General features: G+C 40.6%; 26 protein-coding genes. 10 read left to right on the forward strand and 16 right to left on the reverse strand.

Features of this window, described 5'->3' with window-relative positions; genetic code table 11:
- Positions 1-85 precede the first annotated feature (85 nt).
- The gene (gene def / locus VNZ46_RS03480) at positions 86-646 is read left to right on the forward strand and encodes a peptide deformylase (protein ID WP_133779030.1); all 561 of its coding nucleotides are present in this window, start codon (positions 86-88) and stop codon (positions 644-646) included.
- A gap of 28 nt (positions 647-674) precedes the next feature.
- On the opposite strand, the gene VNZ46_RS03485 is transcribed toward def, so the two are convergent.
- From VNZ46_RS03485 to VNZ46_RS03495, 3 genes are read right to left on the reverse strand one after another with little or no spacing between them, the layout of a single operon-like run.
- Entirely contained in the window at positions 675-1,319 is a 645-nt protein-coding gene (locus VNZ46_RS03485; protein ID WP_325558700.1) for a hypothetical protein, read from the reverse strand.
- A 54-nt stretch (positions 1,320-1,373) separates the two neighbouring features.
- On the reverse strand, positions 1,374-1,619 hold the full coding sequence (locus VNZ46_RS03490; RefSeq protein ID WP_108553269.1) for a NifU family protein: 246 nt from the start codon (positions 1,617-1,619) through the stop codon (positions 1,374-1,376).
- 41 nt (positions 1,620-1,660) lie between these two features.
- A complete protein-coding gene (locus VNZ46_RS03495; RefSeq protein WP_208300841.1) occupies positions 1,661-2,740 on the reverse strand; it encodes an Mrp/NBP35 family ATP-binding protein in 1,080 nt (359 codons plus the stop codon).
- Between the two features lie 118 nt (positions 2,741-2,858).
- On the opposite strand from VNZ46_RS03495, the gene VNZ46_RS03500 reads away from it, so the two are divergent.
- The 3 genes from VNZ46_RS03500 (at position 2,859) to VNZ46_RS03510 (ending at position 6,333) form a co-directional block, all read left to right on the forward strand.
- Positions 2,859-5,027: a biosynthetic peptidoglycan transglycosylase gene (locus tag VNZ46_RS03500; protein ID WP_325558703.1), complete on the forward strand. Its 2,169-nt coding sequence runs from the start codon at positions 2,859-2,861 to the stop codon at positions 5,025-5,027.
- 15 nt (positions 5,028-5,042) lie between these two features.
- Positions 5,043-5,585 carry a hypoxanthine phosphoribosyltransferase gene (gene hpt, locus VNZ46_RS03505; RefSeq protein ID WP_325558705.1) on the forward strand — a complete coding sequence of 181 codons (543 nt, stop codon included), beginning with the start codon at positions 5,043-5,045 and terminating at the stop codon, positions 5,583-5,585.
- Positions 5,586-5,673: 88 nt separating this feature from the next.
- Positions 5,674-6,333: a phosphatidylserine decarboxylase family protein gene (locus tag VNZ46_RS03510; protein ID WP_316834106.1), complete on the forward strand. Its 660-nt coding sequence runs from the start codon at positions 5,674-5,676 to the stop codon at positions 6,331-6,333.
- Between the two features lie 174 nt (positions 6,334-6,507).
- On the opposite strand, the gene rplS is transcribed toward VNZ46_RS03510, so the two are convergent.
- The 3 genes from rplS to VNZ46_RS03525 form a co-directional block, all read right to left on the reverse strand.
- Positions 6,508-6,855, reverse strand: coding sequence for a 50S ribosomal protein L19 (gene rplS, locus VNZ46_RS03515; RefSeq protein ID WP_108553273.1), 348 nt, complete (start codon positions 6,853-6,855; stop codon positions 6,508-6,510).
- A gap of 141 nt (positions 6,856-6,996) precedes the next feature.
- Entirely contained in the window at positions 6,997-7,281 is a 285-nt protein-coding gene (locus VNZ46_RS03520) for a hypothetical protein (RefSeq protein WP_325558707.1), read from the reverse strand.
- 6 nt (positions 7,282-7,287) lie between these two features.
- Entirely contained in the window at positions 7,288-7,566 is a 279-nt protein-coding gene (locus VNZ46_RS03525; RefSeq protein WP_325558708.1) for a hypothetical protein, read from the reverse strand.
- Positions 7,567-7,690: 124 nt separating this feature from the next.
- Here VNZ46_RS03525 and VNZ46_RS03530 point away from each other — a divergent pair, with 124 nt between their 5' ends.
- On the forward strand, positions 7,691-8,041 hold the full coding sequence (locus VNZ46_RS03530; protein WP_316834104.1) for a hypothetical protein: 351 nt from the start codon (positions 7,691-7,693) through the stop codon (positions 8,039-8,041).
- A gap of 2 nt (positions 8,042-8,043) precedes the next feature.
- Here VNZ46_RS03530 and trmD read toward each other — a convergent pair whose 3' ends face one another.
- The 3 genes from trmD to VNZ46_RS03545 form a co-directional block, all read right to left on the reverse strand.
- On the reverse strand, positions 8,044-8,721 hold the full coding sequence (trmD, locus tag VNZ46_RS03535) for a tRNA (guanosine(37)-N1)-methyltransferase TrmD (protein ID WP_108555360.1): 678 nt from the start codon (positions 8,719-8,721) through the stop codon (positions 8,044-8,046).
- Between the two features lie 4 nt (positions 8,722-8,725).
- Positions 8,726-9,253: a ribosome maturation factor RimM gene (gene rimM / locus VNZ46_RS03540; protein WP_133779039.1), complete on the reverse strand. Its 528-nt coding sequence runs from the start codon at positions 9,251-9,253 to the stop codon at positions 8,726-8,728.
- Between the two features lie 108 nt (positions 9,254-9,361).
- A complete protein-coding gene (locus VNZ46_RS03545; protein WP_325558709.1) occupies positions 9,362-9,916 on the reverse strand; it encodes a 30S ribosomal protein S16 in 555 nt (184 codons plus the stop codon).
- 227 nt (positions 9,917-10,143) lie between these two features.
- On the opposite strand from VNZ46_RS03545, the gene VNZ46_RS03550 reads away from it, so the two are divergent.
- A complete protein-coding gene (locus tag VNZ46_RS03550) occupies positions 10,144-10,464 on the forward strand; it encodes a heavy metal-binding domain-containing protein (RefSeq protein WP_110828362.1) in 321 nt (106 codons plus the stop codon).
- 35 nt (positions 10,465-10,499) lie between these two features.
- Here the strand turns inward: VNZ46_RS03550 and pfkA are convergent, their stop codons facing one another.
- The 4 genes from pfkA to VNZ46_RS03570 all read right to left on the reverse strand — a co-directional run bounded on the left by pfkA (position 10,500) and on the right by VNZ46_RS03570 (position 14,665).
- Positions 10,500-11,483, reverse strand: a complete 984-nt coding sequence (gene pfkA, locus VNZ46_RS03555; protein ID WP_325558710.1) for a 6-phosphofructokinase — start codon at positions 11,481-11,483, stop codon at positions 10,500-10,502.
- 7 nt (positions 11,484-11,490) lie between these two features.
- Positions 11,491-13,197, reverse strand: coding sequence for a protein-disulfide reductase DsbD family protein (locus tag VNZ46_RS03560; protein WP_325558711.1), 1,707 nt, complete (start codon positions 13,195-13,197; stop codon positions 11,491-11,493).
- A 189-nt stretch (positions 13,198-13,386) separates the two neighbouring features.
- Positions 13,387-13,836 (reverse strand): protein-disulfide reductase DsbD domain-containing protein, encoded by a 450-nt coding sequence (locus VNZ46_RS03565; protein ID WP_133779043.1) that lies wholly within the window; start codon positions 13,834-13,836, stop codon positions 13,387-13,389.
- Between the two features lie 31 nt (positions 13,837-13,867).
- The gene (locus VNZ46_RS03570) at positions 13,868-14,665 is read right to left on the reverse strand and encodes a biotin--[acetyl-CoA-carboxylase] ligase (RefSeq protein WP_325558713.1); all 798 of its coding nucleotides are present in this window, start codon (positions 14,663-14,665) and stop codon (positions 13,868-13,870) included.
- 15 nt (positions 14,666-14,680) lie between these two features.
- Here VNZ46_RS03570 and rsfS point away from each other — a divergent pair, with 15 nt between their 5' ends.
- From rsfS to VNZ46_RS03590, 4 genes are all read left to right on the forward strand, one after another.
- Entirely contained in the window at positions 14,681-15,055 is a 375-nt protein-coding gene (gene rsfS / locus VNZ46_RS03575) for a ribosome silencing factor (RefSeq protein ID WP_108551366.1), read from the forward strand.
- Positions 15,056-15,082: 27 nt separating this feature from the next.
- Positions 15,083-17,179, forward strand: a complete 2,097-nt coding sequence (gene ftsH / locus VNZ46_RS03580; RefSeq protein WP_325558719.1) for an ATP-dependent zinc metalloprotease FtsH — start codon at positions 15,083-15,085, stop codon at positions 17,177-17,179.
- A 49-nt stretch (positions 17,180-17,228) separates the two neighbouring features.
- Entirely contained in the window at positions 17,229-17,873 is a 645-nt protein-coding gene (locus tag VNZ46_RS03585; protein WP_325558714.1) for a lactate utilization protein, read from the forward strand.
- 64 nt (positions 17,874-17,937) lie between these two features.
- Entirely contained in the window at positions 17,938-19,023 is a 1,086-nt protein-coding gene (locus tag VNZ46_RS03590; RefSeq protein ID WP_325558715.1) for a ketoacyl-ACP synthase III, read from the forward strand.
- On the opposite strand, the gene VNZ46_RS03595 is transcribed toward VNZ46_RS03590, so the two are convergent.
- From VNZ46_RS03595 to VNZ46_RS03605, 3 genes are all read right to left on the reverse strand, one after another.
- Positions 19,020-20,513, reverse strand: coding sequence for a tetratricopeptide repeat protein (locus tag VNZ46_RS03595; protein WP_325558716.1), 1,494 nt, complete (start codon positions 20,511-20,513; stop codon positions 19,020-19,022). The two genes, VNZ46_RS03590 and VNZ46_RS03595, sit on opposite strands and share 4 nt — an antisense overlap.
- Before the next feature lie 152 nt (positions 20,514-20,665).
- A complete protein-coding gene (locus VNZ46_RS03600; protein WP_325558717.1) occupies positions 20,666-21,412 on the reverse strand; it encodes a zinc ribbon domain-containing protein in 747 nt (248 codons plus the stop codon).
- 275 nt (positions 21,413-21,687) lie between these two features.
- The coding region (locus VNZ46_RS03605; RefSeq protein ID WP_325558718.1) for a YqfO family protein at positions 21,688-22,353 on the reverse strand (666 nt) is incomplete at its 5' end.

Below are 22,353 nucleotides of genomic sequence, written 5' to 3' on the forward strand. Positions count from 1 at the left end.
TGATATCACCAATGAAATCCTGAACGAAAAGAATCTTAGTGCCCTAACTTTTTATCCTTTAGGGTAATATTTGTATTTTTGCAACATGAAGTTACCAATTGTAGCCTATGGCGATCCGGTTTTAAGAAAAGTCTGTGTAGATATTGAAGAGACTTACCCAGATTTACAACAACTCATCAGCAATATGTTTGATACCATGTATGCTGCCAGTGGAGTTGGATTAGCAGCGCCCCAGATTGGCCTGCCTATTCGCATGTTTATTGTAGATACCGGTGCAGACGAAGACGAGAAAAAAGGTTACAAAAAGGTTTTTATCAACGCAGAGATCCTGGAAGAGACCGGCGAACCCTGGGCTTTTAACGAAGGCTGCTTAAGCATTCCTGATATCCGAGAGGATGTGATGCGCAAGCCCAACATCCGCATTAAATACCTGGATGAAAACTGGGTAGAACATGAGGACGAGGTAACGGGTATGCCTGCCCGCGTGATCCAGCATGAATATGATCATATTGAAGGAAAATTGTTTACCGACAAACTGAGCATTCTAAGAAAAACCATGCTAAAGTCCAAACTGGATTCCATTTCCAAAGGAAACGTGAGGACCGACTACAAAATGCGTTTCCCTAAACAAAATAAAAAGAGATAGATTATAGAACTAAAAGAAGATGAGAACCTTAGTTTTCATCTTCTTTCCTTGTTTTATCTCCGCTAAAGATTTGCTGCATCAGCTTACCCCAGGCAAATGGATTCAGCAGCGGATTGGTTTGCACCATATTTTTATTAAGGGACCTATCGTGGTTTAAGCGCCAGTTCAGACCGGATATTTCACCCGCATCCCTGGGAAGGGTCACCATCATTCCACCTATACTTTTTGAAGACAGGTTCTTCCTGGCAATTTCTACATCATCATCTGCAATCTTCATAGAAAGGAAATCTTTCGTGAATTCCTCTACTGTTGCCCATGGGTATACCCTTACTGTAGGGAGATAAATGATCTCTGCCTTCATTTTAACCAAGGCGGTATATTTCTCTTCTTTAAGGTCTTCAGGAATGATCACCTGAGCCTTGGTGAAACCTACGGCTGTATAATCAATGGTATCGCCCGGATGCGCCACAAAAGAAAAGTAACCTTTATAATTTGCGGAACGCTGTTCCCGGGTATTCATATTGGTCACCGTTACATAGGGCACAACTCTGTTGCTGTCCACATCAGTAATGATTCCGGAAAATTGAATCAGTCTTTTGCGCGCAGGCTCCTGCTGTTGAGCAAAGGCACTGATCACAAAAAAGGTCAGCAAAAAAGTGAATACGTACTTCATATTACAAAAGTAGCGGTAATTACGCCAAGCGATGGTTAAATTGTGTTAAAAGATTTATACGGGTTCTGCCAGGTTGATGGCAACCACCGAGGTGATTTCCGGAACAGCTTTCATAATTGCCTGTTCAATCCCGGCCTTCATGGTCATAAAGCTCATTTTGCATGAACCACAATTCCCTAACAACTTCAATTTCACCACTTTATCTGATGTAATTTCATCTATAGCAACATCCCCTCCATCTGCAATTAAATAAGGGCGGATGGTTTCTAATGCCTGTTCTACTTGCTCTGTTAAATTCATCTGTGTTTATCTTTTTCTAATCTTAAATATAAAAATACTAATTATTTAGCAAAAACCGGCTGTGCATTATTAATCGCCACCTGCTGTGCTACTTTCCCGGCAATTTCAGAAAACGTTGCCGAAAGGATGCTTTCTTTGTTCAGGGCTACCGGAGCACCGCTGTCACCGCCTTCGGTTATGCTTTGAACAATCGGGATCTCACCAAGGAAAGGTACTCCAAAGGATTCTGCAAGTACTTTTCCGCCATCTTTTCCAAAGATATAATATTTATTTTCAGGCAGTTCATCCGGCGTAAAATAAGCCATATTTTCAATCACGCCCAATACCGGAATATTGATTCCCGGCATTTTGAACATCGCCAGCCCTTTTCTGGTGTCTGCCAGGGCAACCTGTTGCGGGGTGGTTACAATAACAGCCCCGGCAATTGGAAAACTCTGAGTAATGGTGATGTGAATATCTCCTGTACCCGGAGGAAGGTCTACGATCAGATAATCCAGCTCTCCCCAGTCTGCGTCGTTGAACAATTGCTTTACCGCGTTGGAAGCCATAGGCCCCCGCCATGGCACCGGCTGATCCGGATCTGCGAAGAAACCAAGCGACAATAATTTGATGCCATATTTTTCTATCGGCATGATCAGCGTTTTGCCGTCTTCTGTTTCCCTTGCTCCTGGTTTGGCGCCAGTAAGCCCAAACATGGTAGGAACCGAAGGCCCGTAAATATCAGCATCGATCAGACCGGTTTTCGCACCATTTGCAGCCAGGGAAACAGCCAGGTTACTGGCTACCGTTGATTTACCAACCCCTCCTTTTCCCGAAGATACCAGGATGATGTTTCGGATAGCACTCAATTGTGTACTGTCTGCAGGCTTGGTTACCCTGGAAGTAATGTTGATCTGCACCTCTGCGTCCTGCGCCACAAAATGCTTTACCGCATTGATACAGGCATTCTTCAGCATGTCTTTTAAAGGACAGGCAGGTGTAGTCAGTTCTAAGGTAAAGCTTATATTTTTATCGTCTATTTTCAGGTCCTTAATCATGTTGAGCGTAACCAGATCTTTTTTAAGATCAGGATCTTCCACATGGCTAAGCGCCTTCAAAACTTGTTCGTTTGTAATTATCATTATTCAAAATTAACAAAACCCCTGTACAATTAATTGATTTTAGGGTTTTTAAGCGTAATTTTAACACGAAATAAACATTTGTGTTTAACGTTTAAGCAATAAACATCTATATTACAGCATGCATTTACCGCAAATCAAGGTTCCCAAGAAATATATAAAAATTGGCGCATGGGTGTTGGGAGGGATTTTGGTCATCCTCATCATCGCCGGCTCCATTGCTTACAGCAAAAGAGCTGAACTGCTTAAAAAAATGATGGCCAAGGCCATCAGCAAGGCCGACAAAGATTATGGCCTGGAGATTAAAATAGGTTCAGCAGGCTTCAGCGGCTTAAGCACAGTACATATGACCAATATTTCGGTGGTCCCGAAGGATAGAGATACCCTATCTACAGTTTCCGACATGACCATTGGTGTTAAGCTTTTTCCGCTGCTGTTTGGTAATGTGAAGCTTTCTGAAGTGAACTTGAATGCCGGAAAAATTACGGTTGTCCGCAGGGATTCACTGACCAATCTGGATTTTATACTCAAAAGGAAAAAGAAAGACAGTACAGAAAACAAATCTAAGCTGGACCTGGGAGACCTGGCGCACAACCTGCTGAATCAGGTCTTGTACAAGATTCCTGATGACATGAAAATCCGCGACCTCCTGCTGCAGTTCAATGATAACGACACCAGCAAGCTCCGGTTTTTGACCACCACGGCTACGATTGATAACGGAGACCTCAAATCAACCATTGTGGTGAACAATAAAGAGGCCATCTGGCACGTGAACGGAGTAGTTAAGCCTGGGAAGAAACAAATGGATGTATCTTTCTTTGCCGAAGGCAAAAAGGTTGAACTTCCTTACCTGAACAAAAAACTAAATGCGAAACTGAGCTTTGATACCATCCGGACAGAGCTCAAAGATGCAGATTACAGCGGAGATGCTTTCCGGATCAGAGGTTCCTGGTCAGTGAAAAACCTGCTGATCAACCACCCTAAGATCGCCGCTAACGACATCGTTGTTCCTGATGCGAGGATTGATGCAGAAGTTCTGTTTGGAAAGAATTATGCAGCCCTGGACAGTACCTCGACAGTTCATTTGAAAAATGCAACTTTCCACCCTTTCTTAAAGTATACCTTGTCTCCGCATAAGATCTACGAGGTAAAAGTACATGCAGATGAACAGGAGGCTCAGGGCATTCTCAATGGCTTTCCAGAAGGTTTATTTGAATCCCTGGAAGGCTTAAAAGTGAGTGGAAAAGTAAAATATGACCTTAATTTCTACCTGGATACTTCTATACCAGACAGCGTAAAGTTCAATTCTACTTTGACACCTGTAAATTTCCGCATTACCGGCTGGGGTAAAACAAACCTGCAGAAGATCAACAGTACTTTCGTTTATACGCCTTATGAATATGGAAAACCGATGCGTGACATTACCATTGGCCCTTCCAATTCAAATTACACCCCTCTATCTGAAGTATCCAGTAATTTTAAAAATGCCTTGCTGACCGCAGAGGATCCTTCCTTTTTTACCCATAAGGGATTTGTGATGGAGTCCATACGTAAATCTTTCGCGGTGAACTTTAAAGAAAAGAAATTTGTTCGGGGCGGAAGTACCATTTCTATGCAGCTGGTTAAAAATGTATTTCTGAGCAGGAACAAAACCCTTGCCCGGAAAGCAGAGGAGATCCTGATTGTATGGCTCATTGAAAACAATCACCTGGTTAGTAAACAAAGGATGCTGGAGGTCTATTTCAACATTATAGAAATGGGCAAAAACATTTATGGTATAGGCGAAGCCTCCAGATATTATTTTGGCAAAACACCTGCTTCTTTAAGTATAGGCGAGGGAATTTTTCTGGCCAATATTGTTCCCAGACCAAAAATTGCCTTGTTTAAATTCCGTGGAGACGGTGGCCTTAAGGATTACCTGTATCCATATTTTAAATATATGGGTAATATCATGGCCCGGCGAGGACTTACTCCATCAGACACCAGTGGATACGGGTTCTATAATGTAAGGCTCCGGGAAGGCTTAAGACAATACCTGTTGCCGGATTCTACCAAAGTAGATACGACCGCTTATGATAATGATGACCCAATGCCTGCCATTGAAACTCATGACGAATCTAAAAGTTTATTTGATCGTATATTCGGGTCAAAAAAAGATAAAGACACGACATCCAGATCATCTTCCAAAACAGATACTCTTCAGAAAACGAAGAAACAGCTCAGACAGGAAAGACGGGAGCAGCGAAGGCTGGAAAAAGAACTGGAGAAACTAAAAAAGAACGGCGGATAGCCTTGCAATACACTAATGAAGCATACTGTTCAAGTAGAAGATAAAGAGTTTGAGATCCTGCTGGAAAACGACCAGATCAGTAAACGTACCAGATTGATTGGTATCCAGCTCAACGTGGATTATGAAAATCGCTGCCCCATTATTATTGGGGTGCTGAACGGCAGTTTTCTTTTTATGGCAGACTTGATTAAAGAGCTGAACATTCCTTGTGAGGTCGGCTTTATACGGGTTTCCTCTTACAAAGGTACTTCAACCAGCGGCGAGGTGAAAGAAGCCTTTGGTTTACCGGATACATTACACAACCGCGATGTAATTATCGTAGAAGATATTGTGGATACCGGACATACCTTAAAGTTCATCCTGGAAAAGGTCTATCAGCAGAGTCCTGCCTCAGTAAAAATATGTTCATTATTATTTAAACCTGCCGCATTACTCGAACCGATAAAAGAACTCGAATATGTTGGCTTTGAGATCCCCAATGAATTTGTTGTAGGCTATGGACTGGATTATAATGGCTTAGGAAGAAATTTAACGCATATTTACCGCGCAACTGACTAACTAATCATCCGGCATTTTATCTTTTCTCCCCGTGATATGCATAGAGGTCAGATAATTTTACCAATTTTGCAAAAAAAATTTTTAACCAATGACGATACATAAAGAAGGTTATACAACAATCGCAGTTACCTTACTGTTTATTTTTGTTTTAAATGCTTTTATAGACTACAGGTATGCAGACCTGACCTGGCTGCGGTGGTTCATTTATATCTTTTCTTTTGCTCTTTTTGTAATTGTGCTGCAGTTTTTCAGAAACCCCAGCCGTGCATTTACCAGGAACGATCAGTCCATTATTTGTCCTGCCGATGGTAAAGTAGTGGTCATAGAGGAAACGGAAGAAGGAGAATACTTTAAAGACAGAAGGCTGCAGGTGTCTATTTTTATGTCCCCGGTAAACGTTCACATCAACAGGAACCCGATCTCTGGTGTCGTTAAATTTTTCAAATACCATCCAGGCAAGTATTTAGCCGCATGGAACCCTAAATCCTCTACAGAAAACGAGCGGACTACAGTCGTTGTAGAGCATGCAAACGGGACTCCTGTATTATTTAGACAGATTGCCGGTGCATTAGCCAGAAGAATCGTATGGTATGTTAAAGAAGGTGATCAGGTAGAACAAAGCAAAGAGTTCGGATTTATTAAATTCGGATCGAGAGTGGATATTTTCCTGCCCCTGGGTACTAAAGTTAACCTGGAGCTGAACCAGGTGGTTAAAGGCGGAATTACAGTATTGGGCGAGTTATCTTAGATAGGACAAGCGCGATAAAGCGCTTGTCCTTCAAATCACATATAAAAAAGGCGCAAACTGATTTGCGCCTTTTTTATATGCGGATCTTTCCGTATTAACCCCCTCTTCTTTTAAAGCAAACAAAAAAACCTCCCCGATAATATCGGGAAGGCTATTCTATTTTTGAAGAGTAAATTAAACTCTTTTGGATTTAATACGGGCAGCTTTACCGGTAAGTTCACGCAGGTAGAACAATTTAGCTCTGCGCACTTTACCATGGCTGTTCACTTCAACCTTATCAATATTTGGCGAGTTAACAGGGAAGATACGTTCCACTCCTACACCATTTGACATTTTACGAACTGTAAACGTTTCATTAGCACCTACGCTATTACGTTGTAACACTACGCCTTGATAAATTTGGATACGTTCCTTATTACCTTCGCGAATTTTATAGTGAACACTCACTGTATCTCCTGATTTGAATGCAGGAAATTCATTTTTTACGATTACCTGCTCTTCAACAAATTTTACTAAATCCATGATTTTAAGCTATTAAGCCGACTTTCTGTTGTTTAAAAATCGGACTGCAATATTAGGAAAATTATTTTAGAAATAAAAGGGATTTTTATTTTTTTCCACATTCTTTGACATTTCCACAAATAAGCTACAGGATTCAGGTCTTCAGGAAGTTTCATTCCTCGCCTTCTTCAACAGTTCTTTTAAAGTCCCCACTTTGCAGGAGGTATTGGAAAGCCCTCCTGGTTCCATCTCAAATAAAGCCTCAAGCAAGCTTACCTTTTCATGAGGAATATCCGTTTTATCCCCTATTTTAATCTCACGCCAGCAATAAATTGTGTTCAGGGATACATTGAGTACCGACTGTAGAATCTTAAGTGCCTGGCTGTAATCTTTGGCCGGCAGATTTTCCAGGTATTCCGTGATCCTGTATTTCTTAAGCTCTTCCATAATTCATCAGTATTTCCCTTTTTTGATTAATGCTTTAAGCGGTTCTCCGGTAATGGTAAAATTTTCCAGTTCACCGGGTTTGACCCCAAACAAAATTTCCAGCATTTTCAATTTCTCGTAAGGGATATCCTGTGTATCGTGTAATTTGATCTTCCGGTAATTGTGAAACGTATTTACAGCAACATCTAAAACCTCAGGAATAATCCGAAGCGCGGCTTTATATTCTTTGACCGTCAATTTCTCAAGGTGACTATTGACTTTATACTTCCAGATAATCTCGCTCATACTTTTTAATGGTTTAGTTAAGTAATTTGTTTATTTTTAACAGAATTTTGTGTTTTAAATCATAAAATTTTATCGTAAATATACTAAATATTTTCGTTACAGAACAGAGAACAACTAATTTTTTATGGAGATAAAATTAATCGTAGACGAAATTTTAAAAGCAAAGAACCGCTCATTAAGCTGGCTGGCAGTAGAAATGGAGAAAACGTTCGATGGATTAAAATTGAGTTTGGTTAGGGGGTCTATTAAATATAACGACATTATTTTAATGTCCAGAATACTTGAGGTTTCTCCATCTTATTTCTTCGAACAGGAACATGATGTTCATTCACTGAAAGAATCAGGTAATATGGCTGAAGAAGAGCCGGAATATGGAAGTATGAAAAGAGAGCTTAAGGTCTGCAAGGAAATGATCGCAGCCCTCAAAGATCAGATAAAAGACAAAGAAAAGATAATTACTTTGCTCAGTAGGTAGTTTTAGTCTGCCAGCAAATCCGGACGTCGTTTTTTTGTACGGGCAAGCGCCTGTTCATAACGCCATTCGTTAATTTTAGCTTCATGGCCACTCAACAGAATATCGGGTACTTTGTGTCCATTCCAGTCTGCTGGCCTGGTATATACCGGGGCATCCAGAAGATCCCCTTGAAAACTATCTGATAAAGCAGAGGTTTCGTCGTTCAGGACACCAGGAATAAGCCGCACAATAGCGTCAACCAGCACAGCAGCAGGCAACTCCCCACCAGAGAGCACATAATCTCCTATAGAGATTTCCCTGGTCACAAAAATATCCCGGATCCGTTGGTCTATCCCTTTATAGTGGCCGCAAAGAATGATCACATTTTTTCTTATCGAAAGTTCATTGGCGATATTCTGATTAAGTGTTTCCCCATCAGGACTCATAAAGATCACCTCATCATATTCCCGTTCTTTTTTGAGCGCTTCAATGCATTTAGCAAAGGGTTCGATACCCATCACCATACCAGATCCACCTCCATACGGATAGTCATCAACACTTTTTTGCTTATTGCTTGCATAATCCCGCAGGTTATGTACCACAATTTCAGCAATACCCTTCTTCTGTGCTCTTTGAAGAATAGAATGAGCAAAAGGGCTTTCCAGTAAGCCAGGGAGAACAGAAATGATATCGAAACGCATGAGATTAATTATTAAGGTAAATGTCTAACAGGCCTTCCGGAAGATCGATCAGCAGGGTTTGACGCTCTTCATCAATTTCCAGGATCATATCTTCATTTAAAGGAAACAAAACCTCCTTATTTTGATAAGAAATGGTCGCTACAAATTGCTGAGGGTATTCATTAACTTCTATGATCTCGCCAAGTTCCCCTTGTGTTTCATCTGAAACGATATAGCCTTTCAGGTCATTATAGTGAAAATCTTCGTCCTCTCTTTCAGGGACTTTAGATAATGGGATATAAATCTTTTTTCTTAATAATGGCTGTGCCTTGTCAATATGATCGACATCGTCAAAAAAGAAATTACCGGTATTGTTGGGTTGCAACTTATAGGACGAAATAAAAAAAGGAACCATTTTACCGTTAATCTCGGCAAATACGACGTCAAGATCCAGCAATTCCGGTTCATCATATTCAAAATACAACTGAACCTCTCCTTTCAATCCTTTTGTTTTGGTAATGTATCCTATATAAAATGCTTCTTCTGCTTTCATTGTTCCTGTATAAAGCCGGTTGGCCTGACTAAAATGTATTAAATAAAAATAGCGAAGGGCCTCCAATGATGAATGAACCCTTCGCTATCCTTTAGAATAACAAAAATACTATGCTTCTTCGTTGTTCTCTTCAGTTGCAGTTTCTGCAGCAGGAGTTTCTTCAGTTGCTTCTTCAGCAACCGGCTCTTCTACTACTTCTTCTACTGGTGCATTTTTTGCAGCAATTGCAGCAGCACGATCAGCATTTTTCTTAGCTTCTGCAGCTAAAGCAGCTTTCTTAACTTCATCTTTAGATTTAGTCAAGTTATCTTTTTTACCTTCAATTTTACCATCTTTAGCGCTTAACCACTCTGCAAATTTAGCTTCTGCCTGCTCTGCTGTTAATGCACCTTTTTTAACACCACCTTCTAAGTGTTTTTTGTATAAAACACCTTTGTAAGAAAGGATAGCGCGACAAGTATCCGTAGGCTCAGCACCTTTGTTTACCCAGTCCAATGATTTTTCAAAGTTAATTTCAATGGTTGCAGGATTGGTGTTTGGGTTATAAGAACCTAAACGCTCAATAAATTTACCATCTCTTGGTGAACGGGAATCCGCTACCACTACGTGGAAAAAAGGTTTTCCTTTTTTACCGAATCTTTGCAATCTGATTTTAGTTGCCATTTTTGATCTTAGTTTATGTATTCAACATAGTTCCCGGAGCTTTATGCTTGCGGGGCTGCAAAAGTAAGTAAAATACTAATGATAAGCAAGATGCAAATCGAAAAACAGCTGCCATTTTAAATAAAAATTATTTCTCAAAGATGATTTAACACTGAAACACCGAATGATTTTCCCTAAATTGTGTAATAATTTTAATATTCAGGTGTCTTATTTTAAACGAGATTAATATGTTAATTACAACCACAAATACCATTGAAGGAAAAAAAATAGTCAAATATGTTGGCCTGGTTTCCGGCGAAACCATTATCGGGGCAAATATTTTTAAGGATCTCTTTGCCGGCATCCGGGATATCGTTGGCGGTCGTTCCGGCTCTTACGAACAGGTTTTAAGGGAAGGTAAAGACACAGCTGTTAATGAAATGCAACAATATGCGGCAGCTCTTGGTGCAAATGCAATTATTGGCGTCGATCTGGATTATGAGACTGTGGGCAGCGGAGGAAGCATGCTTATGGTAGCGGCAACGGGTACTGCAGTGATTATAGAATAAAAGAAAAGGGCATTAGAGCCCTTTTCTTTTATAATTTATAATGATAATATCTCTACGAGTTTTAACCAGGCAGGGCTGATTTCTTCTGCATTGATGTGTTTAATTGCATGACTAAAAGGCGTAAATACAATCTCTCTGTTGATTTGTCCAACCATCTCTCCCGACTTACCATGTAAGAGGCCCTCTACTGCAGAAACTCCAAACCGGCTGGCCAAAACCCTATCCATACAACTAGGTTTACCACCTCTTTGAATATGGCCCAAAACGGAAACCCGGATATCATAAGCAGGAAATTTTTCTTTAAGCACTTCCCCAACATTAAAGCCTCCACCAATTTCATCCCCCTCTGCAACAATTATAATTTTTGAGGCTTTATCTTTACGTCCATGCTCCAATCTGGTGATCAATCCTTCAATCCCGGTTTTAGCTTCCGGGATCAGAATGGCTTCAGCACCTACACCAATCCCACTTCTGAGCGCAATAAGACCGGAGTCTCTGCCCATCACCTCTACAATGAACAAACGGTCATGGGATTCCGCTGTATCACGAATCTTATCAACTGCATTAATGACGGTATTGATTGCTGTATCATAGCCAATGGTAAAATCTGTTCCCGCCAGGTCATTATCAATGGTTCCGGGCAAACCAATGATCGGGTATCCAAACTCCTGGGAAAATAAATTGGCACCAGTGAATGTTCCGTCTCCGCCAATTACAATCAAAGCGTCGATACCCTGCTTCATCAATTGTTCATGGGCGGTTTTACGACCCTCAAAAGTGCGAAAGGCATCGCTTCTTGCGGTTTTAAGGATCGTCCCCCCACGTTGAATGATATTTGCCACAGATTTTCTGTCCATGGATATGAAATCACCATTGATAAGACCTTCATAACCCCGGAGTATCCCGGTAACTTCCAAGTCATAGTAAATTGCGGCTCTAACAACTGCCCTTATGGCAGCATTCATACCCGGAGCATCACCTCCGGAAGTCAATACACCTATATTTTTAATCTTATTCATTTAAACCTTATTTCCCTGCTTTAAATTTATCGAGTCCGCTCTGCAAATATGCAGCATATTCTTTAGCGTCAAATATAGCACCTTTAGGCGTAACCAAAGGATTTAAATCCGGTCCGGCTAAAACATAAAAGGGCTGAGAGTTGGTATTGTATTTTGTAGCCTGGAAATCGCCGTTCCACCAGCCCAGATCATCTGTGTCATGCTTTAGAATGGTTGAATAATGCACCTTTTCCTTTGGCATTTTTACATTTCTTTCATCCACATACAACTGGATCAGCACATATTCATCACGAATTAATCTGCCTACCTCTTTATCGATCCAAACTTTATCCTCCATTTTACGACAGTTTACACACGCATGGCCCGTAAAGTCTATCAGAATGGGCTTATTCACCTTTTTAGCATATTCAAGCCCTTCATCCAGATCAAAGAAAGGATGGAAACCAACAGGGGGTTTTAGAAACTCACTGTGTTTTACCTTAGTTGGAAAATCAGCAGATACCGGACCCGGCGCATTTGAACCGCCTCCAGTTAAAATAAAATCCTGTGTATTCATTGGCGGCGCAATCCCACTTAAAATATTCACCGGCGCTCCCCATAAACCAGGAACCAGGTACATGGCAAAAGAAAGTGAAATGATGGCAAAGAAAAGTCGTGGTACGGACACATAAGGAACATCACTGTCATGAGAAAATTTGATCTTCCCTAAAATATAAATCCCCATCAAAACAAAAATCACAATCCACAATACCAAAAATATTTCCCGGTCAAACCATTCCCAATGCCAGGCCAGATCAGCAGCAGAAAGAAACTTCAAGGCAAGTGCAAGTTCCAGGAAACCCAGACATACTTTAACACTATTCAGCCAGCCCCCTGATTTTGGCATACTGCTTAAAAAGCCAGGAAATACTGCGGATAAAGTAAAAGGAAGCGCAAGCGCCAGGGCAAATCCAAACATTCCAACTGCAGGAGCAAGGATTTCACCTTTGGAGCTGGCTTGAACCAGCAGGGTTCCAATAATTGGTCCTGTACAGGAGAAAGAAACCAGTGCCAGTGAGGCTGCCATAAAGAAAATACCGCCTAAACCTTTGCTGTCATCTGCTTTCTGATCTATCTTATTAACAATAGCGCTTGGCAGGGTAATTTCGAAAGCACCAAAAAAAGATACCGCAAACACCACAAGCAAAATAAAGAACAGGAAATTAAACCAGCCGCTGCTGCTGAATGCATTTAGTCCTGCTGAGCCGAAAAGGGCGGTGATCAGCAAACCAAAGGCAACATAAATCACAATAATAGAAAGTCCATAGATCAGGGCTTGTCCTATTCCCTTTTGTTTGCTTCCCGATCTTTTTGTGAAGTAACTGATGGTTAACGGGACCATAGGAAAGATACAAGGCATTAGAAAAGCCAGAAACCCACCAAACAACCCTGCGATAAACGTTTCCCAGAGTGTCTTTTCTTTTTCTGTCTGACCTGCTGCGGGTATCGTTTTTCCTGCGGGAGCTACCGCTTCTTCTTTTTTTACGGTATCAGCTTTGGCAACCTCTTTCTTCAGGTCATTTTTAGCGCTGTCTGCAGAAGAACCTATTTCCGTAAATTCTATATCATCGGCATTGATTGTCGTATCCTGCTGCGGCATCAGCGCAAAGCTCCGCCCGGAATTCACCAGGCTAAGCGAAAATATGACTCCTAAAACCAGTATTAATTTTTTCATCAGTATAAATTTTAAAGGTTATGAAGCAATCATCTGCTACCAAATTTACACATAGCGATTTGTGTACTGCTGCACATGATGATTACATTGTATCAAGGCTGTGAATTTAACGATAATTTTTATCCGGATAAAAAATAAAAAGAGCGCCTCCGGAGGGTTGCGCTCTTCAATTTCTATAACAGATATAATCTATTTTACCTGAACGCTGAACTCCACTTCTGTCGGAGGCAAACATTTGCTATCGTTACAAACCATAAATTCTACTTTTCCTTTGACGGTTGCAGAAGGTTTGTTCAGCTTCACTTTTTGCTGAAAGATAACTTGTTTTTCAAAATAGCTTACATTCATATCGAATGATTTCTCAAATTTAGTAACTGGTTTTGGCTCCGAAGTCGTTCCAACCTTTACATAATCTTTAGAAGGGGCAAAAGTAATGGATGTTTTTACAGGGCCACCATCTTTTACATTTTGAGAATAAATATGCCATCCATCTTCGATGCTTGCTTTAATAAAAACAATGGCTTCTGTCTTACTGATCTTTTTTTGTCCATAAGACCATTTTACCGGGTTTTCGATCTGAGCTGATGCAGCAAAAACCGAAAGCACTAAAAAACTAAGTATTAATGTGATTCTTTTCATTGTGTGTGGTTTGTTTTTACTTAACGTTTTTTCAATTTAAAAATTCTATTTCCTTAAAATTATATTCCTTTTCTGTTTCTCCCTCCAGCAAGACCAGCATCCCGGTATCTCTTACCCCCTGTATGCTTGCAAAAAATACTTCGCCATTATGTCTGTACTTATGCTGTTCATGATATCTGTACAGTCTCTTATGATAAGCGTTCCGGAGATAAAGGTAATCTGCTGCCTTTAATTTCAGGTAATTACTTTCAATATGACTGCAAATGTCTGTTAATAGCATTTTTAAACTAACATCTTTATGTAAAATTTGATAAACAGATGTCGCCTTACCATTTAAATGCGGTGCGAAATGCTGTTGGTTTACATTTAAACCAATCCCGATAATACCAGATTTAAACCGGCTTCCGGTAATCATATTCTCAATGAGCATCCCTCCTAGTTTAAGATCCTTATAATAAATATCATTCGGCCACTTAATACTGACCCCACTGCCTAACAAATTAGTTAAGGCCTCATTAACGGCGATGCTTATGGCCATATTGAGCAGGAACTGCTGCGGTATATTCAGGAAGCTTGGCTTCAAATACACGCTGAAAGTAAGGTTCTTTCCAGGCTCTGTATGCCAAATGTTCTGTTGCTGGCCTCTTCCTGCATACTGATTATCTGCCATAATTACAGTTCCTTCTGGTAATGGCTCGGATTTTGACACCAATTCTTTTAAAAAGTTATTGGTAGAATCAACCTCTGATAATTTGATAAGATTTTGACCAACAAATAATGTTGAAAAAGTGTTATTTTGCAAGTGTTGATTATATTTGTTGTTTATCAAAACTAAAACATTTTAATGGTAAAAAAGAAAATAGGAAACCTTTCTACATACCTATCCGAATTGGCTGTACATGGTATACAGGAAAAAAAAGGGAATGACATCGTACGTCTGGATTTAAGAAACCTCAACAGCTCCGTTTCAGATTATTTTATCATATGTAATGCAGATTCTTCTACTCAGGTCAAAGCGATTGCCGACAGTGTAGAAAAGGAAATCTATACAAACACCCAAACCGACCCATGGCGTAAAGAAGGGTTCGAGAATGCAGAATGGATCATTCTGGATTATTTTGACATCGTAGTTCATATCTTTAAAACCGAGAAAAGAGATTTCTTTGGGATTGAAGACCTATGGGGCGATGCACAGTCTACTTCTTATCAAAGCGCCTAATTTTAATTAAAACATTTTGAATCCATGATGAAAGAGAAAGAAAATACAAAACCCAAGTTGATTAAAAGGATACCCAATATTCCAAAAAAACCTCAAAAGGGTTCCAAGTTTAACATCTTCTGGGTTTATGCTGCTATAATTCTGGGATTGATCTTACTTCAATTCCTGTTCAATACTGATACCAGCAAGCCGGTCCCATATCAAACCTTTGAAAGCGAAATGCTGAAACCAGGTGATGTAGAAAAAATTGTTGCTTACAAATACGAGGACCTGGTCCGGGCAGACGTCTTTATCAAAAAAGACCGGGTTAAAGAAAGCAAATACGATCAGTACCGTACCAAAAATAACTTTGGCGCAGCCGAAGGTCCAACTGTATATTTTACTGCAGGTTCTATGGACGGTCTGGATGCGCAGTTGAAAGAATCTCAAAAAGATATCCCTGAAAATCAGCGTATTCTTGCTGTTAAGGAAACCAGACAAAGCACCTTTAATTCCTGGTTCTTTACCGTCATCATTCCGGTACTCTTATTCATAGGCTTCTGGATCTTCATTATGCGTCGTATGGGCGGTGGTGCCGGCGGCGGCGGCGGTCAGATCTTCAATATTGGAAAATCTAAAGCAACCCTCTTTGATAAAGAAAGCCAGGTTAATGTCACCTTCAATGATGTTGCCGGTCTGGAAGAAGCCAAACAAGAAGTAATGGAAATCGTAGATTTCCTTAAAAATCCAAAAAAATACTCTAATCTGGGTGGTAAAATACCGAAAGGGGCCTTATTGGTTGGTTCTCCCGGAACAGGTAAAACCTTATTGGCTAAAGCCGTTGCAGGTGAGGCGCAAGTACCTTTCTTCTCTCTTTCCGGTTCAGACTTTGTGGAAATGTTTGTTGGTGTTGGTGCTTCCCGTGTACGTGATTTATTTAAACAAGCCAAAGATAAAGCTCCTTGTATCATCTTTATTGACGAGGTAGACGCTATTGGCCGTGCAAGGGGCAAAAACAGCATGATGGGTGGAAACGATGAACGGGAGAACACATTAAACCAGCTGTTGGTGGAAATGGATGGATTTGGTACGGATTCTGGTATCATTATCCTGGCAGCCACGAACCGTCCGGACGTTTTAGATTCTGCTCTCCTCAGACCGGGAAGGTTTGACAGGCAGATCTCTATAGATAAACCCGATCTGGTTGGCCGTGAACAGATTTTCAAAGTGCACTTAAAGCCAATTAAAACTTCAGAAGAAGTGGATGCCAAAAAACTTTCGGCGCAAACACCTGGCTTTGCCGGAGCAGAAATTGCCAATGTTTGTAACGAGGCTGCCTTAATTGCTGCCAGACGCAATAAAACAAAGGTAGACATGCAAGACTTCCAGGACGCCATTGATCGTGTTATCGGTGGTCTTGAGAAGAAAAACAAGATCATCTCTCCTGAAGAAAAGAAAATTGTGGCTTATCATGAGGCCGGGCACGCTATTGCAGGCTGGTTCCTGGAACATGCAGACCCATTGGTTAAGGTATCTATTGTTCCTCGTGGTATTGCTGCACTTGGTTATGCTCAATATCTGCCAAAAGAACAATTCTTGTATACAACAGAGCAATTAACTGACGGTATGTGTATGACTATGGGTGGAAGAGTTGCCGAAGACATTGTTTTTGGAAAAATCTCCACCGGTGCCCAGAATGACCTGGAGCGGATCACCAAGCTTTCCTATGCAATGGTAACCATTTATGGTATGAATGCTGTTGTTGGAAATGTATCTTTTCACGATCCTCAAACAGAATATAACTTCAACAAGCCTTATTCTGAAAAGACATCAGAAATCATTGATAATGAAGTTCGCATCCTGATTGCAGCTGTATACGACAGAACCAAGCAATTGCTGATCGAAAAAAGAGATGGTTTAGAGAAACTGGCTCAGAAATTACTGGAGAAAGAAATCTTATTTCAGGCAGATCTGGAAGAGATCCTGGGCAAACGTCCATTTGATAACCGTACCACCTATGACGAATTCGTTAATGGAACCGGAGATCAGACACCAGCAGCCAAAGGTTTGGTACACGATGGTGTTGGCGAAACCACTGACCCTTCTGCAACAGCAAAAACTGTACAACCAGAAGAGAATAACTAATTTATGGTAAGCTGCCGTTCTTCAACGGACGGCAGCAAATCAAAAACCTATGCAAGAAAATATCTCTTCAAAAGAGTTAATGCTAAAGAAAATCAGGAAAGCACTCCTTGAAAAAAGAGATCATCCTTATCCAAATTTAGAAGAAACTCCACTATATAAAAAAGAGGAAGAACTCCTGGAAGTTCAGTTTGCCGAACAGCTTACCGCTGTATCCGGACATTTTATTTTCTGTGAAAATGGAATGGATTTCATAGAGAACATCCTGGATCTTGCAGATAAATTTAACTGGAGAAAAATCTATTGCTGGGAACCTGAATTACAGGAATTATTAACCCAATTTGAATTTCCTTTTTATAAGACCGATAAGGACTTTGAAATGGCCGAAGTTGGCCTTACACTTTGCGAGGCCTTGATTGCTAGAAATGGCTCTGTAATGGTTTCTAACCAAAATGCCGCGGGGAGAAGGCTTAGTATATTTCCCCATCACCATATTGTAATTGCCAGAACCGGTCAACTCGTGCCCGATCTTAAAGATGCCTTTGCACTGATTAAGAATAAATATGGAGCACAGATCCCGTCTATGATCAGTACAATCACTGGCCCAAGCCGTACGGCAGATATTGAAAAAACATTGGTTCTGGGTGCCCACGGCCCTAAAGAGTTGTTTGTTTTTTTGATTGACGAATTCAATTAAAATTTGTAGTTTAAGTAATTAATCCTATTTTTATACTGTATACCTAAACGGTATACGGTATGAGATGAGTAATATTGAGATGAATTTGTATTCCGTAATTTTAGGTACAGGAAGTTTTATTCCTGATCACGTTGTGTCAGGAGATGCCTTTTTGGACTCCACTTTTTATGAAAATGGCCTTATTCTGGACAAAGGAAATGCAGAAATTATCTCAAAATTTTCTGAAATCACTGAGATCAATGAGAGACGTTATGCTGACCCTGCACAAGTAAGCAGCAACATTGCCACAATTGCTGCCCAAAGGGCTATAGACGATGCTTCTATAGACAAGGAAAGCCTGGATTATATCATATTTTGCCATAATTTTGGTGACATTAAGCTCAACAGCAACCGCATGGACATGCTTCCTGCACTTGCTGCAAAAGTTAAGCAGGCCCTGGATATTAAAAATCCGGATTGCGTAGCCTATGATTTGATTTTCGGCTGTCCAGGCTGGGTACAAGGATCTATCCAGGCGAATGCCCTGATCAAAAGCGGGGATGCAAAAAGAGTGATGGTTATCGGAGCGGAAACCCTTTCCAGGATCATTGATGCACACGACAGAGACAGCATGATTTTCTCTGACGGTGCAGGCGCAGTCATTTATGAAGCCAGGCCTTCAGCAGAGCCCATAGGACTTATTTCTCACAAGACCCAAACCTATGCCGTAGACTATGGCTCTTTACTGGTGATGGGAAGAAGCCATAATCCCGACGCCTGCAATGAAAACGCCTATCTGAAAATGAATGGCAGAAAATTGTATGAATTTGCGGTGACCTATGTGCCCCAGGTGATCAAAACAGCCATCGATAAAGCTGGAATTGACATCCTGGATATTAATATCGTATTTATTCACCAGGCCAATGGTAAAATGGACAATGCCATCATGAAACGTCTGTTTAAATTATACAACCAGGATAAAGTTCCAGAAAATCTGGTGCCTATGACAATCTCCTGGCTGGGCAACAGTTCCGTAGCTACAATTCCGACACTCTTGGATCTGGTTGCTAAGGGACTGGTCAAAGATTATGGGATTAAAAAAGGTCAATATGCTGTATTTGCTTCTGTAGGCGCAGGTATGCACATCAATGCTTTTATTTATCGTTTCTAATTTCCGGTTCGCTTTAAGCCCTGTTTCGCTTGCGACTCAATACTGCTTTCATATTCATGGTCTTTCATTGAAATGGCCATATTGTAGCTCGCTTTGGCTTTAACAGCATTGTGCTTTTTCTCATAGATCTTTCCCATAAGTAAGGCAGAATTGGCTGCAAAATAATATTTTAAGCTCCTCCCGGAATTGATTGCATTTTGATAATCGGCCAGCGCCTCATCATCTTTACCCAATTCATCATTGACCCTTCCCTTACGGTAATAAAACTCCGTTTTGTTCTTTGCTGTCATATTGTCTGATTTAATAGCAGAAAGAACTTCCGATGCTTTGGTTAAATAACCCCCATCGAAAAGAAGCCGGGCCTTAAGTAGCTCCGGTGTGGGCGCAGGTGCCGCAGCTTCATTAAGTGCTTGCTTATCTTTGTCCATATAAGTATAGCCCCCGCTTTTAACTTTGGATGTAAAGCCGGAATAAGCTCCTGTATCCCCTTTTAATAAGGAAAGCCATGCCAAATGAAGGTTGGCATCTTTAATGTAATTAACGCCTTTATTTTGCTGCAGGAATTTATTAAAATATATTCCTGCCGAGTAATCCAGCTTATTGAGTTTAGCTGTTCCCATAAGCAGGTCCAGATAAGGAAAGGAAGAATAAGCTGCCCCAGAAGGCTTGCCAGCAAGAATTTCTATTGCCTGATCGTTATGACCATTTCTGATACACACATAGGCCTGAAGATAAGATTTCAGCAAACTGGTATCACTGATCTTTTCCGTGTATTTCATTGTCCTGCTATACGCTTCGGGACTATGGGCAATATCGCTCAGCACATAAGCGTAATAAAAAACAACCTCTTCATAAAAAGGCTGATAAGTGGTTTTAGGAAGCTGTTCCGCCAATTTATCAAGCATTGAAATCCCGGTATTCAGATTTCCTTTGACGCCAAAAGTAGATAATGTACTTTTTAGCATGCCATCGGGCAAATTTCCCAGGAAAGCATTGATTAAGCCCAAACCTTTCTGATTCAGCTGAAAGGCCGGAAATTTTTTACTATTGTCAGCCAATAAGGAATTAGCCCTCTTTATCTCTCTCGCTGCTGTAAAATATTCACCAAATTTCCCTCGCAACAACGCCCATTGTAAATTGATTTCTGCCTGTGCATAGAGATAATAAGGCGAATTTCTATCCTTATCGTCTTCAATTTTATCCAGCCTGTCTGATTTATAATCTTTAAGGCGGTCAAAATCTGACCTGCTTTCCGTCGTGATCAGGTAAAAATAATCGATGTAATTTTCCAGCAAGGGAACAATGGAATTATCTGGATGTACAGCCTTTTCCGCAGCAACGAGTTGCCGCGCTGCATTTAATTTAAGATCAAATATGTTTTTATATGCCTTTAAGCAATTGGCATTAAAATCAAAGTTAGAAAAGCCTTTTAACGGAAAAAGCAGCATAAAAGCCAGGAACAAACAAACGGGTAACCCCTTTTTATACATAGATAGATCAAGTTAAATACAAAAACAGTTAACGCCTGCATTCAGCATTATGTTTCATCTGTTATTTTATTATTTTTCAAACAACCCAAAATTTAGGCCAAAAAAAACGGCCAGATAAACACCTGACCGTTCTGTATTTCTTTTAAAACCGCTTATTGTTGTTCTGCCAGTTCATGAGTCAAAGCCTCATCTACCAGGATTCTTCCACAGTGCTCGCAAACAATAATTTTCTTGCGCTGACGGATATCCAGCTGACGCTGAGGTGGAATCTGGTTAAAGCAACCTGAACAAGAATCCCTGTCAATAGTCACTACCGCCAAACCATTATTCGCATTGCTTCTCAATCTCTTGTAAGCGATCAGCAAACGGTCTTCAATTTGAGTTTCTGCTTTTTCAGATTTTTTAGTTAGAGCCTGCTCTTCTTTTTCAGTTTCTGCAGTAATGGTTTCCAACTCTCCTTTTTTGATATCCAGATCTTTTCTTCTGGATTCCAGGTCAGCAAGCGCTTTTTCGTAAACTTCAGTTTTTTGCGCGATCTCAAATCCGTGCTCACGGATCTTTTTCTCACATACCTGTATTTCTAAAGACTGGATCTCCACTTCTTTAGTCAAAGCATCGTATTCACGATTATTTTTAACATCCTTTAACTGCGTTTCGTATTTCTTGATCAGGTTTTGTGCCTCCTTGATCATATTTTTACGCGTTACAATAGCATCTTCAGTATCATCCAGTTCGCCTTTAAACTTCTGAATACGGGTCTCCAATCCGGCAACCTCATCCTCTAAATCAGCAACCTCCATTGGTAACTCACCACGAATCTGGCGTATTTTATCAATTTTAGTATGAAGGGTTTGTAATTCGTATAAAGCTTTTAGCTTCTGCTCTACAGTTTGTTCCATTAAATGAAATAATTTATGGGTATAATTATATTTAACTAATTATCAATGATTTAACAGCCTCTCAGCCTTTACAAGATGTCAAATTACGGCCGGCATCTTTGCTTTAAAAAAGCCGCCGTTCTTGATGATCTGTTGCTAAAGCTTGCAAAGATAAGTATTATTTTTACTTTCATCTATACAATTTGCTATTAATCTGCGATTTGCTATCTTAAAGTCTCCATGTGATCGCTGTTCCTAAATCTTTTAGAGATCCCTGCACAAGTCTCCCGACAAGACTAAAAGAAATAATGAACCGGATTGGTACAGTGTTCCGCCAAACGGACAGAGAATTCCGGAAATTTTTCCAGAATAATGTCCTGCAGCAAATTGGAAGTAAATTGTTCACTTTCAAAATGTCCTATATCAGCAATCATCAATTTCTTATCCGCATCAAAAAATTCGTGGTATTTGAAATCTCCGGTAATGAAGACATCCGCATTCGCCGCGATGGCATCTCCCAGTAAAAAACTCCCGGCACCACCACATACGGCTACTCTCCTGATTTTTTTCGGCAAGGGCCTGGTGTGTCGGATCACCTTTACATTCATACTGTATTTGAGGTAATTCAAAAAATCATCGGCTTCCATCCCTTCTTCCAGCCAGCCCACCATACCGGCACCAACGTTATCCAGTTTATTTTCCAGCGGATAAATATCGTAAGCCACCTCTTCATAAGGATGGTTCTCCAGCAAAGCGACCAATACCTTGCGTTCATCCTGGGTTCTGAAGATCGTTTCTATCCGGACTTCATGCTCCTGATGCTGTACACCCCTTTCTCCAACAAAAGGATTGGTATCCTGGCTCCCCTTAAATGTACCATACCCCTCGGCATTAAAGCTGCATTCGCTGTAATTAGCGATCTGACCTGCACCTGCATGAAAAAGTGCAGCGCGTACCTGCAG

The sequence above is a fragment of the Pedobacter sp. genome, from assembly GCF_035566355.1.
Taxonomy (GTDB): Bacteria; Bacteroidota; Bacteroidia; order Sphingobacteriales; family Sphingobacteriaceae; genus Pedobacter.

Bases quoted from the DNA above. Each gene is read 5' to 3' on its own strand.
- def (WP_133779030.1), top strand. From the start codon at position 86: ATGAAGTTACCAATTGTAGCCTATGGCGATCCGGTTTTAAGAAAAGTC.
- VNZ46_RS03485 (WP_325558700.1), bottom strand. From the start codon at position 1,319: ATGAAGTACGTATTCACTTTTTTGCTGACCTTTTTTGTGATCAGTGCC.
- VNZ46_RS03490 (WP_108553269.1), bottom strand. From the start codon at position 1,619: ATGAATTTAACAGAGCAAGTAGAACAGGCATTAGAAACCATCCGCCCT.
- VNZ46_RS03495 (WP_208300841.1), bottom strand. From the start codon at position 2,740: ATGATAATTACAAACGAACAAGTTTTGAAGGCGCTTAGCCATGTGGAA.
- VNZ46_RS03500 (WP_325558703.1), top strand. From the start codon at position 2,859: ATGCATTTACCGCAAATCAAGGTTCCCAAGAAATATATAAAAATTGGC.
- hpt (WP_325558705.1), top strand. From the start codon at position 5,043: ATGAAGCATACTGTTCAAGTAGAAGATAAAGAGTTTGAGATCCTGCTG.
- VNZ46_RS03510 (WP_316834106.1), top strand. From the start codon at position 5,674: ATGACGATACATAAAGAAGGTTATACAACAATCGCAGTTACCTTACTG.
- rplS (WP_108553273.1), bottom strand. From the start codon at position 6,855: ATGGATTTAGTAAAATTTGTTGAAGAGCAGGTAATCGTAAAAAATGAA.
- VNZ46_RS03520 (WP_325558707.1), bottom strand. From the start codon at position 7,281: ATGGAAGAGCTTAAGAAATACAGGATCACGGAATACCTGGAAAATCTG.
- VNZ46_RS03525 (WP_325558708.1), bottom strand. From the start codon at position 7,566: ATGAGCGAGATTATCTGGAAGTATAAAGTCAATAGTCACCTTGAGAAA.
- VNZ46_RS03530 (WP_316834104.1), top strand. From the start codon at position 7,691: ATGGAGATAAAATTAATCGTAGACGAAATTTTAAAAGCAAAGAACCGC.
- trmD (WP_108555360.1), bottom strand. From the start codon at position 8,721: ATGCGTTTCGATATCATTTCTGTTCTCCCTGGCTTACTGGAAAGCCCT.
- rimM (WP_133779039.1), bottom strand. From the start codon at position 9,253: ATGAAAGCAGAAGAAGCATTTTATATAGGATACATTACCAAAACAAAA.
- VNZ46_RS03545 (WP_325558709.1), bottom strand. From the start codon at position 9,916: ATGGCAACTAAAATCAGATTGCAAAGATTCGGTAAAAAAGGAAAACCT.
- VNZ46_RS03550 (WP_110828362.1), top strand. From the start codon at position 10,144: ATGTTAATTACAACCACAAATACCATTGAAGGAAAAAAAATAGTCAAA.
- pfkA (WP_325558710.1), bottom strand. From the start codon at position 11,483: ATGAATAAGATTAAAAATATAGGTGTATTGACTTCCGGAGGTGATGCT.
- VNZ46_RS03560 (WP_325558711.1), bottom strand. From the start codon at position 13,197: ATGAAAAAATTAATACTGGTTTTAGGAGTCATATTTTCGCTTAGCCTG.
- VNZ46_RS03565 (WP_133779043.1), bottom strand. From the start codon at position 13,836: ATGAAAAGAATCACATTAATACTTAGTTTTTTAGTGCTTTCGGTTTTT.
- rsfS (WP_108551366.1), top strand. From the start codon at position 14,681: ATGGTAAAAAAGAAAATAGGAAACCTTTCTACATACCTATCCGAATTG.
- ftsH (WP_325558719.1), top strand. From the start codon at position 15,083: ATGAAAGAGAAAGAAAATACAAAACCCAAGTTGATTAAAAGGATACCC.
- VNZ46_RS03585 (WP_325558714.1), top strand. From the start codon at position 17,229: ATGCAAGAAAATATCTCTTCAAAAGAGTTAATGCTAAAGAAAATCAGG.
- VNZ46_RS03590 (WP_325558715.1), top strand. From the start codon at position 17,938: ATGAGTAATATTGAGATGAATTTGTATTCCGTAATTTTAGGTACAGGA.
- VNZ46_RS03595 (WP_325558716.1), bottom strand. From the start codon at position 20,513: ATGTATAAAAAGGGGTTACCCGTTTGTTTGTTCCTGGCTTTTATGCTG.
- VNZ46_RS03600 (WP_325558717.1), bottom strand. From the start codon at position 21,412: ATGGAACAAACTGTAGAGCAGAAGCTAAAAGCTTTATACGAATTACAA.